The sequence below is a fragment of the Lachnoclostridium sp. An181 genome (assembly GCF_002160325.1).
In the GTDB taxonomy this organism is placed as follows: Bacteria; Bacillota; Clostridia; order Lachnospirales; family Lachnospiraceae; genus An181.
The window spans coordinates 88,641-104,888 of sequence record NZ_NFKJ01000006.1 but is presented as its reverse complement, the minus strand read 5'-3'; the positions used below and the strand labels follow the sequence as shown (position 1 = coordinate 104,888).

The 16,248-nt window shown below is 41.9% G+C and carries 13 protein-coding genes and 1 tRNA gene; 8 read left to right on the top strand and 6 right to left on the bottom strand.

Going from position 1 to position 16,248, the window contains the following annotated elements:
* Positions 1-68 precede the first annotated feature (68 nt).
* The 4 genes from B5F18_RS05855 (at position 69) to B5F18_RS05840 (ending at position 8,794) form a co-directional block, all read left to right on the top strand.
* Positions 69-1,841 carry a DUF4091 domain-containing protein gene (locus B5F18_RS05855; protein ID WP_162607546.1) on the top strand — a complete coding sequence of 591 codons (1,773 nt, stop codon included), beginning with the start codon at positions 69-71 and terminating at the stop codon, positions 1,839-1,841.
* A 143-nt stretch (positions 1,842-1,984) separates the two neighbouring features.
* On the top strand, positions 1,985-2,854 hold the full coding sequence (locus B5F18_RS05850; RefSeq protein ID WP_087156735.1) for a DegV family protein: 870 nt from the start codon (positions 1,985-1,987) through the stop codon (positions 2,852-2,854).
* A 160-nt stretch (positions 2,855-3,014) separates the two neighbouring features.
* A complete protein-coding gene (locus B5F18_RS05845) occupies positions 3,015-3,998 on the top strand; it encodes a DnaJ C-terminal domain-containing protein (RefSeq protein WP_087156734.1) in 984 nt (327 codons plus the stop codon).
* A gap of 317 nt (positions 3,999-4,315) precedes the next feature.
* Entirely contained in the window at positions 4,316-8,794 is a 4,479-nt protein-coding gene (locus tag B5F18_RS05840; protein WP_162607545.1) for a glycoside hydrolase family 97 N-terminal domain-containing protein, read from the top strand.
* A gap of 111 nt (positions 8,795-8,905) precedes the next feature.
* On the opposite strand, the gene B5F18_RS05835 is transcribed toward B5F18_RS05840, so the two are convergent.
* On the bottom strand, positions 8,906-9,853 hold the full coding sequence (locus B5F18_RS05835) for an L-lactate dehydrogenase (protein ID WP_087156732.1): 948 nt from the start codon (positions 9,851-9,853) through the stop codon (positions 8,906-8,908).
* Between the two features lie 261 nt (positions 9,854-10,114).
* Here B5F18_RS05835 and efp point away from each other — a divergent pair, with 261 nt between their 5' ends.
* Positions 10,115-10,672, top strand: coding sequence for an elongation factor P (efp, locus tag B5F18_RS05830; RefSeq protein ID WP_087156731.1), 558 nt, complete (start codon positions 10,115-10,117; stop codon positions 10,670-10,672).
* A gap of 193 nt (positions 10,673-10,865) precedes the next feature.
* Positions 10,866-11,744 carry a DUF5688 family protein gene (locus B5F18_RS05825; protein ID WP_242955813.1) on the top strand — a complete coding sequence of 293 codons (879 nt, stop codon included), beginning with the start codon at positions 10,866-10,868 and terminating at the stop codon, positions 11,742-11,744.
* A gap of 125 nt (positions 11,745-11,869) precedes the next feature.
* Here the strand turns inward: B5F18_RS05825 and B5F18_RS05820 are convergent.
* Positions 11,870-11,941, bottom strand: a tRNA-Arg gene (locus B5F18_RS05820).
* Positions 11,942-12,092: 151 nt separating this feature from the next.
* On the opposite strand from B5F18_RS05820, the gene B5F18_RS05815 reads away from it, so the two are divergent.
* Together B5F18_RS05815 and B5F18_RS05810 are read left to right on the top strand one after the other, a co-directional pair.
* Positions 12,093-12,827, top strand: coding sequence for an AzlC family ABC transporter permease (locus B5F18_RS05815; protein WP_087156729.1), 735 nt, complete (start codon positions 12,093-12,095; stop codon positions 12,825-12,827).
* Positions 12,815-13,150, top strand: a complete 336-nt coding sequence (locus B5F18_RS05810; RefSeq protein ID WP_087156728.1) for a branched-chain amino acid transporter permease — start codon at positions 12,815-12,817, stop codon at positions 13,148-13,150. The genes B5F18_RS05815 and B5F18_RS05810 overlap by 13 nt, the downstream gene beginning before the upstream one ends.
* 60 nt (positions 13,151-13,210) lie before the next feature.
* Here B5F18_RS05810 and B5F18_RS05805 read toward each other — a convergent pair whose 3' ends face one another.
* The 4 genes from B5F18_RS05805 to B5F18_RS05790 form a co-directional block, all read right to left on the bottom strand.
* Complete coding sequence (locus B5F18_RS05805; RefSeq protein ID WP_087156727.1) at positions 13,211-14,038, bottom strand: hypothetical protein; 828 nt, start codon at positions 14,036-14,038, stop codon at positions 13,211-13,213.
* Entirely contained in the window at positions 14,032-14,730 is a 699-nt protein-coding gene (locus B5F18_RS05800) for an ABC transporter ATP-binding protein (RefSeq protein ID WP_087156726.1), read from the bottom strand. Before B5F18_RS05800 ends, B5F18_RS05805 begins: the two co-directional genes overlap by 7 nt.
* A complete protein-coding gene (locus B5F18_RS05795) occupies positions 14,730-15,098 on the bottom strand; it encodes a GntR family transcriptional regulator (RefSeq protein WP_087156725.1) in 369 nt (122 codons plus the stop codon). The genes B5F18_RS05800 and B5F18_RS05795 overlap by 1 nt, the downstream gene beginning before the upstream one ends.
* 125 nt (positions 15,099-15,223) lie before the next feature.
* Positions 15,224-16,132, bottom strand: coding sequence for a deoxyribonuclease IV (locus B5F18_RS05790; RefSeq protein ID WP_087156724.1), 909 nt, complete (start codon positions 16,130-16,132; stop codon positions 15,224-15,226).
* Between the last annotated feature and the right edge of the window lie 116 nt (positions 16,133-16,248).

Here is a 16,248-nt window from a genome sequence, read left to right as displayed (position 1 = left end):
GGCTCTTATACTGATATTAATGGACAAAGAGTGTTGCTTAGTTATATTCAGGGAAAGGAATGGATATCATGATGAAAGCGTGCTGCACTTATATTTCAAAAGAAAGGCTGGCAGATCCAAAGCAATACCATGCGTATGCAAAGCATGTAAATACAGAAAATAGTATGGTGCTGTGGAAAAACGACAGGGGAAATGCTGCAGCCATACTTCTTGCGGAGAGAGGAATCAAAGAGGCGCATATTACAGTTACAGAGGTTGTTGATGAAACAGGGAAAAAAGCAGCAGAAATCCTGGTGAAAGCTAGTTTTCAAAAATATATCAGTACCTATACAGGCAGCAACTGGATACCGAATCCCCGTCCATTTGAATTGCCGGAAGTGCCTGAGGGGAATAGGAGTTACAGTGCAGATGTTATTTACGGGCCGGATATAGAGGAAAACCTGATGTTAGAAACAGGTGGAAACGTGGTACAGCCGGTTTGGATTACAGTTACTGTATCAAAAAACGCAATCCCCGGTATTTATAAGGGGAAAATTAAGATTTTTCTTGGAAACGGCGAGGAACTGGAGCTGATTTTGAATATCAGGGTTTTGAATCTGATATTGAAAGAATCGGAGGATTATTACCTGAATTTATGGCAGTATCCTTATGCAAGTGCAGATTACTATCATGTTACTCCCTTTTCCGACGAGCATCTGTCTATTATGAAAAACCAGATGAAACCCTACATAGAAAACGGCGGGAAAACAGGGACTGCCTCGATTGTGGAAGAGCCCTGGTATCACCAGACTTATTGTGAGTATCCTTCCATGGTAAAATGGAAAAAAGAGGGGAAGACATGGAAGTTTGACTATCATGACTTTGATAAATGGGCAGAATTTTTATTTCGGGAAGTCAAGGTCTCTTATATAGAATGCTATTCGATTGTTCCGTGGGAAAATATTTTGCGGTATACGCAAGACGGGGAGGAAAAAGTACAAAAGGCAGCGCCGGGGACACAAATCTGGAAAAATGCCTGGGAGTCCTTTCTAAAAGATTTTGTAAAACATCTGGAACAAAAGGGATGGTTTGAACGGATCATACTTGCCATGGATGAGAGGCCGATGACGGAAATGGAAACAGCGTTGGGTTTGATTGAGAGTATTCAAAATGAGAAAGGGAAATCATTGAAGGTAGGTGGCGCTGTGGAACACTACAACAAAGAAATATGGGACAGGCTGTTTACTGTGACACCCCATATCTCCAGTATACAGGAAGATAAGATTCCTCTGTCTCTTTTCCGGGACGTGACAGTCAAGAGGCGGGCACAAGGGAAACTTACGAGTATTTACAGTATGATCGGGGATTATCCCGGAATTTTTTCAATGAGTGACCCAGGAGAGGCTGCATGGACGATCTGGTATGCTGAATCCTGCGGGACGGATGGGTTCCTAAAGTGGGCCTATGACGCATGGTGTGAAAAACCATTGGAAGATAACGCACATCCATATTTTGAGGCTGGAGATATGTTTTTCGTATATCCGGGAGAATATGAGGGAGAAAACACAAGGGTAAGGATGTCTCCCAGATTTCAGGTGATGGCTGAGGCGATCAGTGATGTGCGAAAACTGCGTCAGATGAAAAGGGAAAACAAGGAATATGAAGAAAGAATCGCAAGCTTGCTTACAAGTGTCAAGCCATTCTATGGAACCGGTGTAAGCAATGGGATTGGCACGGCAGGATTCAGAACAGCGGAGGAACAGATCAAAGCAGAACTGGAACAAGAGGTCAAACGGCTGCATCAGGAAACGGTTGGGCTGGCCTTAGAGTATGCCGGTGCAAAAAATACGGAAGTAAGATAGTTTATGGAGCGGTTCAGTTTGCCGGAAGAAGGGAAAAGAAGAGTCTTAGAGTATCAGATGCAAGAAAAACATATCAATACTATTGAAAGAACTAAACACAATCATTTTAAAAGAAAAAAGAAATGAACAGGAGAGTAGATAATATGGATTATAGGATTACAACGGATTCCAACTCCGATTTGCGGCCGGAATTTATTGCAGAGCACAACATTCCGATCATACCGCAATATTATTCCTTTGGTGAAGAGGTATTTGGGGATGAGAAGAACATGTCCCCAAAAGAATTTTATGAAACCATGAGAAAGGGAGAATTGCCCAAATCAATGGCAAATAATCCGGCGGTCATTCACGAAAAATTTGAGACAATATTAAAGGAAGGTAAGGACATTTTGCATATCGCATTTTCAAGCGCTCTTAGCGGCAGCTGCAACAATGTCATGGTTGAGGCTCGTCAGCTGATGGACAAGTATCCTGAAAGGAAGATTTTGGTGTTTGATTCCCTGAATGCATCTCTTGGGGAAGGCGTATCTGTGTACCGCGCAGTGGAGCTGCAAAAAGAGGGAAAAAGCTTGGAGCAGGCATATGAGCTTTTGATGGCAGAGAGAGAACATGTCAATGTCTGGTTTACGGTGGACAACCTTCACCACCTGCAAAGGGGAGGAAGAATTTCAAAGACAACGGCAATCGTGGGAAGTGTGATCAATATCAAGCCGCTTTTATGTGTGACAAAAGAAGGGCAACTGCAGTCCTCTGGCACAGTGCGGGGCAGAAAGAAAGCATTGAAAGCACTTGTGTCCAACATGGAACAAGCTCTTGAACTGGACAATTATGGGAAAGACAGAATTGTAGGGATCGTCCATGGGGATTGTATGGAAGATGCAGTTTATGTCAAAGAATTGGTGAATCAGCTTGGCTTTAAAAAGGTAATCATCAATGATGTCAGCCCAAGTATTGGAACGCATGCAGGTCCGGGCGTAGTAGGGCTTATATTCTATGGAAAAGAAGTAAAATAATTTACTTGACACCTAATGTTATTGCTGTTATATTATATATAGAACAAATCATTCCTCCGGATTTCCGGAGGAATTTTACAAAATAGGACCTTTCTTGGAAACATTGTAGAATTGGCAGTTTGAAACACTGTCTTGGGAATGGAAAGTGAAGGTGTTGGATATGACAGCAAAAAGAGATTATTACGAAGTGCTTGGCGTAGATAAAAATGCGGATGAAAATACGATTAAAAAAGCTTATAGAAAATTGGCGAAGAAATATCATCCGGATACAAACGGCGGCAATGCCAGTGCAGAGCAGCGGTTTAAAGAAGTGACAGAAGCATATGGTGTGTTGAGTGACCCGGAAAAGAAAAAAATGTATGACCGATTTGGTCATGCAGCTTTTGATGGAAGCGGTACAAGCGCACAGGGCGGATATGGAAATTATGGAGATTTTGGTGGGTTTGGAAATCAGGGCGGCGGATATCGTGAGTATCATTTTGAAGGCAGTGATATGGGTGACATTTTTGATGATCTGTTTGGAAATGTCTTTCACGGAAAAGGACCATCCGGGAGTCATTTTGATCGGGGTTTTGGCAGAAAAACATTCCGGCAAAAGGGATCAGATATCCAAAGTGAAATTACGGTTGGATTTGACGAGGCTGCCTTTGGATGTGAAAAAGTGGTTCAGCTGCAGAGAGAGGATGGAAGTGTACAGTCGTTGAAGGTACACATCCCCGCAGGAATTGACACAGGGAAAAGTATTCGTTTAAGGGGAAAGGGCATGCCGGGAGTAAACGGCGGCAGTCCCGGAGATTTGTTTTTGAAGGTGACAGTTGCCACTAAACCTGGATTTGAGAGAAAAGGCATGGATGTGTATTCCAGTGTGTCAATCCCATTTGTGACCGCGGTGCTTGGCGGTGAAACGATGGTGGAGACATTAAGTGGAAAAGTGTTGTGTAAGATCAAAAAGGGAACACAGTCCGGTACGAAAATCCGGCTGAGGGGGAAAGGAATTGTTTCCATGAGCAACCCAAATGTGCACGGAGATCAGTACGTGACAGTCCAGATTCAGGTTCCGGTAAACTTAAACAAAGAGGCAGAGCAGAAATTAAGAGAATTTGAGAAGACATGTGGAACAGGAAGAAAGAGTCACGTGGCATGAAAGAAAAAATATTTTTGATATAAGAAACTATTTTAAGGTACAGGAACTAGATTCTTGTGCCTTTTTTTGTCAAGGAAATGAAGGTGATAGTTTTCTAAAAATGAAAAGTTGGATTATTTTGCTAAAAAATTGAACTATATTATCAATAAATAGAATATTATAATAACAAAGTGAAATATTGTATTTATTAACAGATAATTTGTGATTATACTAAAATAGAATATATAGTAACTTTATAAAAAGCAGTAATGTCCCGCAAAGGAGGTGGCAAGTGGGATTTAAGGAATGAAAATTTTTACAAGGAGGAAAAAGAAAAGATGAAAAATGGAATCAAAAGATCAATATCCTTTTTGCTTGTTGCAGCAATGGGATTAGGGTTGACATCACCTGTTATGGCGGCAGATGGATTTTCATCTGCCAATGATGAAGCTAGAAATGTAAAAGCAGATGAAATCGTTTTGGAATCACCGGATGAGAACGACGGATTATCCATGAAAATTTGGCTGGAAGATGGAACGCCTTATTACACGGTTACACTCAATGGCTATAATCTAGTGGAAAAATCCAAACTGGGAATGAATACAAATGATATTGGAAGTTTTGAAAATGGGTTCTCCATGGGAGAAGTGAAAATTAAAGATGTGGAAAATGAGCCATGGGAGCCGGTGGTGGGCGATTATGCGTCCGTGGAAGACAAGTATCAGGAAGCAGTTATTCCGCTCACGAATGAAAATGGTACTTTAACGGTTGAGGCACGTATTTACGACACCGGAGTGGCATTTCGCTATGATCTGCCGGATGTTCCGGACGGTAAAGAAGATTATATAATTGGCAGCAGTGATGAAAAGACGCAGTTTGCCTTTCCGGAAGGAACGTATGCGTACCGTCATATAGATCAGAATCAAACAAAACCCTCCAAGACCTCGGTTGACAATTTAGGGGGGAATATTTATCGTCCGATGACGTTGACTTATGAAAACGGGTATGCAATGACAATCTGCGAGGCAAATTTGGACAATTATTCTATCTTGAAATTGGAAAATGACAGTTCCAATCCAAGAACTGCAAAAGTAAAACTTGGAGGGGACGTTACTGTACGCGCCAATGAAACTTACCTGGAAAGCAAACATTGCACAGCGCCTGCGGGACCGGACGTGTCTCCTTGGCGAGTGATGGTCATTGGAGAGTCTTTGACGGATCTGGCAGGAAATGCAACGCTTTCCCAGCTTCTCAATGAACCGGCAGATGAAAACACGTATGCATTTTCTGATTGGGTGGAGGCAGGATCTGCGAATCGTTTGATGCATAGTGATAAAAATGGCGGAGACGCGAACGCGTTGAACAATGAATTTTTGGAACAGGCTGTGGATGAGGCTGCAAGACGTGGCTATCGCTACTTGCTTTTAGATACTGGATGGCAGGGCCCGGAAAATGATCCAAACTGTGACCCACGTCTGGATCCTTCCAAACTTGAGCCAGATAAGTATGAGAGTGATAAAATCCTTAAGGAACAGTATTTTGCACGACCGGAAGAATATGAAAATACTTTTCTAAAAAACGGTGAAGGTTGTTTTTATACGAGAGGGCAAGGATTCAATAAATATGGAAGTTTGGGCGATGGAGGGAACATGCAGGTGGACCTGGATATTCCTGCTGCATGCGACTATGCGAACAAAAAAGGTGTCGGTATTATTCTCTATGTAAACGGGACAAGATTTTTCCCAGATGATATGTCTGGAGAAGGAGGACGTTACCGTTTCACTCCGGATGAATTGTTTGAATACTTTGAGCGCTGGGGTGTTGCAGGAGTCAAGCCAGGATTTGTACATTGCGACAGCCAGGATGATGAGTTATATATGCAGCAAGTCGTAGAGGCAGCAGCGAGACATCATCTTGTATTAACCGTACATGATAAATGGGTTCCATCAGGAATTGAACGTACATATCCAAATCTTCTTTCCGCTGAGGGTATATATGGGGACGAGGAGAAAGGAAATGTCAGTATTCCGGAAGATATTTCTACAATTTTTACCAGAACCATTCAAGGACCGGCAGACCATACATTTTGTTGGCCTGGAAAAGCAACAAAAGGGTATGCACTTGCATCTCCTTTGATGTTCCGCACAGGTGTGAATCTTTTATTTTGGTATACAAACACAATGGAAATCCCAGAAAAGGATAAGTCTGTCGTAGACTTCTTTGATAATATGCCAGCCACGTGGAAAAATACACTTTATTTGGAAGGCAAGATGCAGGAATATGCAACAATTGCCAGACAAAGTTTTGCCGATACGAAAAATGATGGAACAGTTATTCCAAGCCGATGGTACATTGGCAGTCTCTCGGCAGTGGACAGAACCTTAAATATCCCGTTGGATTTTCTGGACGAAGGCCAGTATGTAGCAGAAATCTATTTTGATGGATCGGATGCAGATCCGAATGCAGGATTTAACAGTTCCTCCAAAGAAACGCAAACCTTACTCAAAGAGGTATATTTAGTTGACAGAGATACAACTTTGATCTATAACATGAAAGAAAAATACGGATACTCTGTGCGCCTTACAAAGGCAGAAGATTTTGGCGATGTAAGTGAAATTCCATCTTACGATAAAGCAGCGCTTCAAAATTTATTGAGAACAGTCGATGCGCTTGAAACTCCGGGTTATGAAACAGAAACATGGAGAGTATTACAGAAGAAAAAAGAAACTGCCCAGGCAGTCATGGACAATACAGCTGCAACTGAGGAAGAAATCTCACAGGCATTGGCAATTTTGAATCAGGCATATAATACTTATAATTTAACAGTGCCTTTGATGGATGCCATTTCCGAAACAAACCATCTGGTTCCGGGTTATTATACAAAAGAAAGCTGGGCAGTTCTTGAAAAAGCGGTAGAAAAAGGAGAAACCCTTTTGGAAAATGCACAGCCAGAGCAGTCTGAGATTGCTGCGGCTACAAAGGAAATCCAAGATGCGCTCAAAAATCTGGTAGAGGATTTGATGGCAACAAAAGAATTGGCAGCATATGTAAGTGATTTGGATTATGATTCAGAAAAATCCTGGAATGGTGATACTTACGATCCATCCACTGGTGAAGGAAATAAGATGGACAAAGTTCAAAAGGATAAAAACCGCGATGGCAGCGACATGCACCTGATCATTGGAGGAAAGACGCAAACATATGAAAAAGGTATGGGTATGGATGCGCCTGGAGAATTGTACTATGATTTGACAGACAAAGGATATGAATTTTTTGAGGCTACAGTCGGTGTAGATGCCACAAAGCAAGATAAAAGTAATGGAATGACTTTCTATGTTTACGGTGATGGGAAACTATTGAAAGAAACTGTGATCACCGGATCTAAAGAACCACAAAAGATTTCTGTTCCGATCGCAGGTGTAAAAGAACTTGTGCTTGCCACAGATCCGAATGGAAACAGCAGTCATGACTGGGCAGACTGGGCGGACGCCAAATTTATGACTGTGAAAAACAGTGAAGGCAACTATGATTATATAAATGTAGCGTTGAACAAATCCGTGGAAGTAACTTCCATTGAAAAACCGGAAAATGACAAATCCTATATCAACGATGGAAATGATTCAACCCGCTGGGCTGCATCTAGCAGCAACTATCCGCAAAGTGCGGTGATTGATTTGGGAGAAGAGTATAATCTTCTTCAATTTGTCACAAATTTCTACAATAAAAATGCGGATCGTTATTATACATATAAGATCTATACAAGCAATGATAAGGAGACATGGCAGCTTGTTGTAGATAAGAATGACAATACAAATGCCGGATTAAATAAGGACAGAGCGCCCGAAAATACGAAGGGGCGCTATGTGAAATTAGAAGTCACAGGCAGCAGCAATACAAGTGCCTATGCAAGTGTATTTGAATTCCAGGCCATTGCAGCAACTGAAAAACCGGAAGAGTTAAGGCTGGATATTTTGCAGTATGCGATTGAGCTTGCAAAGAAAGCAGACACAGAAGGCGTGATCGACTCTGTAAAAGCAACCTTTGAACAGGCACTTGCAGATGCAGAAAACATGCTTGAAGATGTAAATGAAGGTGTTACCGGAATCACACAGATAGATGTGGATACATGTTGGCAGAACCTGATCAAAGCAATGCAGTATCTTTCTTTCAAACAAGGGGACAAAGCGGATCTTGAAAAAGTAGTTGCCCTGGCAGCCGACATCGAGGGAAGACTGGATTCCTACTTGGATGATGGAAAACAGGTGTTTATAGATGCTCTCAAAGCTGCAAGAGAAACATTGGAAGATGGAAATGCAATGCAGGAGGAAGTAAACCAGGCATGGAGAGGACTTCTTGAGGCAATGGCAAACTTGAGACTGAAACCGGATAAGAGCGCGTTAGAGATTTTGATCAATGAGGCATCCGCACTTTCCGAAGACGCATATGAGGCAGAAAGCTTTGGAGCGATGAGGACGGCCCTTGCAAGAGCACAGGAAGTATTTGCTGATGAAAATGCAGATCAGAAAACTGTGACAGCGGCAGAAGAAAATTTAAAAGATGCAGTTGCAAAACTGGTATCCGTATCTGAAGATAGAAAGACCGAAAAAAACGATATCTTAAAGACAGCACAAGGCAAGCAAGCAAATGCCGGACAGAATGATACAAGCGCTGCATCAGATCATGCAGATAAAAATGCATCTGTAAAATCCGCAAAAACAGGAGATACATCCTTGGCCGTTCTTTACGTATTGATTTGCATGGGAGCAATCAGTTCCGCAGCAGTTATGGGCGTAATGAAGAGAAAGAACAGGAAATAATAATGAGTAAATAGTAAGACATAAAAAGGATGTGTTGAACTTTGAACCGATCTCCCAAAAAAGTTAGACAAGAAATCTAAAGATTGGGAGGTCGGTTCACTTTGCATAACTTTAAAAAATCCCCTCATAATTTTCCTGCAAAGTATCGCAGGAGTCTTTTAATTTCTTCAGCTCTTCATCGGTCAGTGAAAGTGGGAAGATCTGTTGAATCCCGTTTTGATTGATAATACAAGGAACACCTGCAAATACATCTCTTTGTCCATATTCGCCTCGCAACATGGCAGATACAGTGAGGACACTGTGTTCGTTTCCGAGAATTGCTTTTGTGATTCTGGCAAGTGCCATTCCAATGCCATAATAAGTGGCCTGTTTGGCATCGATGATCTTGTAGGCTGCTGTGCGCACTTCCGTCTCAATATTTTGAAGACTCTCTCTTGAAATGGGATACATTTCGTTCCCACAAAATTTAAGGATAGGTGTGGTTGCCAGGAGCGCCTGGCTCCAAGGGACAAATTCACTGTCTCCGTGTTCCCCTATCACATAGGCATGGACATTTCTTGGATCCACGTCTAATTTTTCCCCGAGGAGATAGCGCAGCCTTGCTGTATCAAGTGCGGTCCCGCTTCCGAGGACCCGTCTTGGATTGAATCCGGACAGTGTACAAGTGATTCTGGTCATAATATCGACTGGGTTCGTGGCAACCAGGAAAACACCATTGAAACCAGACGATGTCACTGGTTCAATGATAGAGCGGAAGACTTCTGCGTTCCGTTTTAAAAGGTTGAGCCTTGTCTCGGAAGGTTTTTGTGCAACACCAGCGCAAATGACCACAATATCCGCGTCAGCACAATCCTTATATTCCCCGGCAAAAATGGTCATGTTAGAATTAGCGAAAGCGAGACCGTGGTTTAAATCCATAGCCTCTCCTTTGGCGCGCTTTTTATCAATGTCAATCAGCACTAGCTCATCGCAGAGAGATTGATTTAAAAGGCTGTACGCATAACTCATTCCAACCATGCCAGTGCCGACGATCACAATTTTTCGTTTATCGATGATCATATGTTTTACAGCTCCTTTCCGTTATTTTGTTAGTTTATCTGGAATGTGTGGAACTATTCATGATTGGAACGGACAAATCATAAAAATGTGAGTTCCACATAGAAAAAGAGACCAGATAAATCGGGAATAAACAGGAAATCCTGAAAGTAATGGTTGAAAAAACCAGGCAGATATTATAGAATTATTATCGGTAAGAGTATGTATATACTTGGAAAGGCTTACTATGGAATGTAGTAAAGTACGATTAAGGAGGATTTTTAGATGATTTCAGCAGGAGATTTCAGAAATGGTATTACCATTGAAATTGAAGGAAATATTTATCAGGTAATTGAATTTCAGCATGTAAAGCCGGGAAAGGGCGCTGCATTCGTAAGAACAAAATTAAAAAATATTATCAGCGGTGGTGTGGTTGAAAAAACATTCAGACCAACTGAAAAATTCCCGAAAGCGCACATCGAAAGAAAAGACATGCAGTATCTCTATTCAGACGGCGAATTGTACCATTTCATGGATGTTGAGACATATGACCAGATTGCATTGAACGAGGACGCTATCGGCGATTCTTTGAAATTTGTAAAAGAAAATGAGATGGTAAAAATCTGTTCCCACAATGGCAATGTATTTGCAGTAGAACCGCCGTTGTTTGTTGAACTTGCTATTACAGAGACAGAGCCGGGATTCAAAGGTGATACAGCTACAGGAGCTACTAAACCTGCAGTGGTTGAGACAGGTGCAACTGTCATGGTACCTCTGTTTGTTGAGCAGGGCGATGTTTTGAAGATTGATACACGTACAGGAGAATATCTGTCCCGCGTATAATAAATATGCAAAGGATTATAAGGGGAATGTCAGATGAGGCAATCTATGTTTGCTGTATCTGACATTCTCTTGCTTTTTCTTGATGGATTGAGTATAATTAAAAAATAATATTCATTTCAAATCACTTTAAATTTCCAGTACATTCGTACAAATTTTTCCACAAACGGGCGCTTGAAAATGAGAGGAGATTTTAATGAATTACCAGAGATTTGTAAGCGCAGTAAGAGAGGGCATCAGGCATTCTGTGAAGGCAGATGTGGACGTGCAGATTCAGACAGTAGTTAAAAATAATGGAATAGAGAGGAGGGGGCTTACCTTTCAGGAAAAAGAGATCAATATCTCTCCCACGATTTATCTGGAAGAATACTATGAGCAGTTTCAGAGGGGAGAGAGTATGGACGAGATCATCCGGCATATCCTGGAATTGTATTATGAGGTGCGGTTTCGGAAGTCGTGGGAAATGGACTATCTGAAAGACTATGAGGCGGTCAGGGAAAGAGCGGTCATGAAACTGATCAACCGGGAGCAAAACATGTCTCTTTTAAAGGGGATACCCTATGTATCTTATCTTGATTTTGCGGTTGTATTCTATATTCTTCTGAGTACAAAGGAAAATGAAAGTGCGACGGTCACGATTACCAATGACCATCTCAGGTACTGGGGAGTAGAAAAAGAAGAGCTGTATGAAGATGCCATGAAAAACAGTCCCCATCTTCTGCCATGTACAATAAAAACGATGAAACAGGCGGTTGCTGAGATGCTTGGCACTGATGCACCGGAAAATGATGTGGACAACATGTACATTGTGTCAAATGAAACAAAAAATCTTGGAGCCAGCTGTATTTTATATCCGCATGTTATGGAGAAGGTGTACGAAAGAATTGGTGAAAATTTCTATATTCTTCCAAGCAGCATCCATGAAGTGATCGTGATTCCGGAGAGTAAAAGCCCGATGAGGCCGCAGCTGGACTGCATGATACAGGAGGTGAATGAGACTCAGGTGGAAGAGGAGGAAGTGTTGTCTTCCCATGCGTACTACTACAGCCATAAGGAGGGAAGAATTTTTCTGTAGAAACTATGAGAAAAACTACGTGGACAGTCTTTCCCAAAATTTTTTATAATACAGGAAAGTAAAAAACATTTCTGGATTATAAAAAGGCTCTGTATCTCTCATAGATAAGATACAGAGCCTTTATACGTGTCTAGACGGATTCGAACCGCCGCACATGCCTCCGGAGGGCATTGCTCTATCCCCTGAGCTATAGACACAAACGCTACTTTACAAGACTATCACATTATGATGAAAAATACAAGTGGGAAGTTGATTTCTTGACAAAAAGAGCGGAAAACAGTATGCTTTTTAAAGATGCGTTTTTTCTGACGCTCTGTGAAATCTGACGGAAGAGAAAGAGGGAAAAAGATGGGTGGATATGGAAAGGCATTTCGAAAGGCGTTTCCGTACACAGTACCAGTGCTCACAGGGTATCTGTTCATAGGGATTGCGTTTGGTGTGATGTATGCGGAAAAAGGATATTCTTTTCTCTGGGCAGGGCTTATGAGCCTTCTTGTGTATGCTGGCTCTGGACAATATTTGGCAGTGAATTTTTTTGTGCCCGGCATTTCGCTGTTTCAGGTAATATTTTTGACATTGATGGTGAATATCAGACACATTTTTTATGGGATTTCTCTTTTGGAGAAATTTAATCGAATAGGAAAGAAACGTTGGTATATGATTTTCGGACTGACGGATGAGACGTACTCACTTTTGTGTACAACAAAGGTTCCAAAAGAGGTGGATGAGGAAAAGTTTTTGTTTGCCATTGCGCTTTTGGATCAACTTTACTGGATCATGGGGTCCATCATAGGGGCACTGGCGGGAGCTCTGATTCCGTTCAATTCCGAAGGGATTGATTTTGCCATGACCGCACTTTTCCTTGTCATTTTCGTGGAACAGTGGGGGAATAGGCAAAATCGTATCCCGGCGGTTATTGGAGTCGTGGCAGCGGTTGTCTGCCTTTTGGTTTTTGGTGCTGATAGTTTTGCTTTGCCCACGATGCTCTGTATTGTGGTTGTTCTGTTTATCGGGAAAAGCCGGTTGGACAAGACGGAAATTAAATATGAGTCAGAAGAGGAGGAAGAAACATGCTCCCAATAAGTGTGGGAATGTCATTCTTGATTATTGTTGTAGTTGCGTTGACTACCTTTGGGACAAGGGTCGTGCCGTTTTTATTGTTTCCAAAAGGTAAGACGATCCCGCCTATAGTGAGGTATTTGGGAAGAGTTTTGACACCGGCTGTTATAGGGATGCTTGTCATCTATTGCCTGAAATCAGTATCATTGATGAAGAATCCTCACGGGCTGCCGGAATTGATTGCCTGTGCAATGGTGGTGATTTTGCATGTATGGAAACGGAATAATTTTTTGAGCATCGGAGTGGGGACTGTATTGTATATGTTTTTGGTACAGGTCGTTTTTTAGAAAAAAAGCAGGACTGCGGATTTTGTGTGATCCGCAGTTCCTGCTTTTTGAATCTTAATATTAATGAAGATTGATTTTTTTTCTCATACACCAATTGGAAAAGAAATATCCCAAAACCCCAAAAGCTGCACAAAGTATCGTAGATAGTATGAATAGACCCTTCATGCCAGGTAAAGGTGTTGTTGCATAAGGAGTTCCGGCAAAAATTTCTGCGGAATTTGCGGTGGATGCCATTTGATAACCCATATAGCCGGATGCAACAATCTGTACTAGGAAGTAATAACAAAAATAGGTCACTACAGCAATCAAAATCCGGTTTTTGCTGAAGAGCTGTCCAAGGCAGAGTGCACCCAAAATTATGCATGGGGCAGTGATAGCATTGACCAGTGTACTGCCCATAAAGTACGCGATAATCTCAGAAAAACTCATTCCAAAAAAACTTTGAAAGAAATCTTTTGGGAGTTTCTGCATTTCATCCAGAATGAGTGACATGGTGTTGGTTCCGGCAATACAGATTGCACAGCTGAGATAGATGACAACCTGATCAATCAGAATCCATGTTGTACCGGAGAGTACTTTTGCTCCCACTTGTTGCGCCGGTGTTGCCGGAAGGGTCAATGTAAGATAGCCCTGATCGGAAAAAAGGTTTTTGTAAGTATAATAGGCAAAGTAAACTTCTGTCAAAAAAGCAACTACAGCCAGATAGCAGAAAAATAAAACCAATAAAGCGCCGGCTAAGATTGCAAAACTGTCATTGGTTTCCAAGTGAGAAAGCGCATCCACGATAGTAAAGCGGAGGAGAAATGCCAGCAATATAAGAGGAATGTGTGCGATGATCAGCAGCTTGGAGAGCGCTCTCATATCATATACAAATAATTTTTTTAACATTGGAACACCTCCCTGAATAATGCATCCACAGATTTCCCGTATTTCATCCGTACATCATCCACAGATTCATTCAGAACAAGGTTTCCATTTTGAATAAAGACAGCACGGTCCAAAATGTTTTCGATATCCGAAATCAGATGCGTGGATATGAGAATTGTGGCATTTTCATTATAGTTTGTAATGATAGTGTTTAAAATGTAATCCCTTGCTGCAGGATCCACACCCCCGATAGGCTCGTCGAGCACATACAAATCCGCATCTCTGCTCATGACAAGGATCAACTGAACTTTTTCTTTCGTGCCTTTGGAAAGTGTGCGAAGCCGGGCAGATGGATTGATCTGAAGTTTTTCCAGCATTTTGTATGCACGGTGCATGTCAAAATTATCGTAGAAATCATCGAAATAGGAGATGATTTCTTTGACGCGCATCCTTGTATTGAGATACTCTCTTTCCGGAAGATAGGAGACAATTTTTTTTGTCTGTGTGCAAGGATCCATCTGATTGATGAGCACATGCCCGGAAGTTGGCGTGAGAAGCCCGTTGATAAGTTTGATAAGCGTAGTTTTTCCGCTGCCGTTTGGCCCGAGAAGGCCGACAATCTGCCCTTTTTCCAGAGAGAGAGTCAGATTGGAGAGTGCAAAGAAATTTCCATATTTTTTAGAAAGATTTTGGCAATCCAATATCGGTTCCATCATTTCCCCTCCTTTAAGGTGTGTTCGATCAATTCCAGCATTTCTGATTCCTGAAAGCCAAGTTGTTTCATTTTTTTCAAAAATTCAATAATATGTTCATGTGCAAGAGATGTTTTTAATTCCTTTAACATTGTATCATCCTCCGTGATAAAACGTCCGCTTGTACGCTGTGAGTAGACAAGACCTATCCTTTCCAACTCTGACAACGCTTTTTGCATGGTATTGGGATTCACTGCAGCGTCAAGAGCCAGTTCCCTGACAGAGGGGAGCTTTTCCCCTGGTTTATATTTCCCGGAGACAATGTCTGTCTGGATGCGCTCCATGAGCTGAAGATAGATAGGGCGGTCATTGTTTAAAGCCCATGCCATGAAATCTCACCTCGTTTCTAATAATTATAATCCACAACTGTATTACTTACTTAATACAATTATGGAGTGAAAAAAAGCAAAAGTCAAGAGGAAGAGGAGGCGCAGTTCATTTTTTTAGAAATCTTTTAGAATTTCTCCTGTTCATTTCGTATATGCGAGGCTAAATCCGGATCAAACTGGTTTTTCCGTAGCATTTCTATTTCATGCCGGTACGGAGCGTAAGATTTCTTTGGAAATTTTTCTGAAGGAATATAAGGAGTTTCCAAAATTTTCGGAACGTGCTGGAAATCCGGGTGATGAACGATATAGGAAATGGCGTCAAAACCGATGTTTCCGAATCCGATATTTGCATGCCGATCCTTTGCAGCTCCCGGCACGTTTTTGCTGTCATTGATGTGAAAGACTGCAATCTGGTTTTTGCCGAGGATTTGATCAAATTCATCCATGACATCGTCAAAATGATGGATGATGTCGTAACCGCTGTCGCTTGTATGGCAGGTGTCAAAACAAACGCGCAGCTTATCATTGAAGATGACTCCGTCGTAAATTCGCGCCAGCTGCTCAAAAGTTTTTCCGATTTCAGAACCCTTCCCGGCCATGGTTTCCAGCGCAATGTTGCACTGGATATCGCGTGTGAGGACTTTGTTGAGACCTTTTACGATCTGTGCGATCCCGGCATCCTCCCCAGCTCCTACATGGGAGCCTGGGTGCAGGATCAAAGTCCGGCTTTTGCAAGCTTGGGCGCGTGTAAGTTCCAGGGTAAGAAATTCCACTGCCAGTTCATAAGTCTCTGGTTTCACCGTGTTGGCAAGGTTGATGATATACGGGGCGTGGACAATGATGTCGTTGATGCCGTGCAGGCGCATATATTCCCATGCCTCGTCAATGCGAAGAGCATTTATTTCTTTTCTTTTTGTGTTCTGCGGAGCTCCGGTGTAGAACATAAAGGTGTCTGCGCCGTAGGAGACCGCCTCCTTGGCAGAGCCAAGAAGCATTTCCTTTCCGCTCATTCCCACATGAGAACCAAGTATCATAAAAAACCTCCTAATTTTAATAATGATTACTGTTATTTGATTATAGATGCAGGAGATCGATTTTGCAACAGAAAAAGTGGGCGAATTTCTAAAATTAAGGAGTTGTTGCATGAACA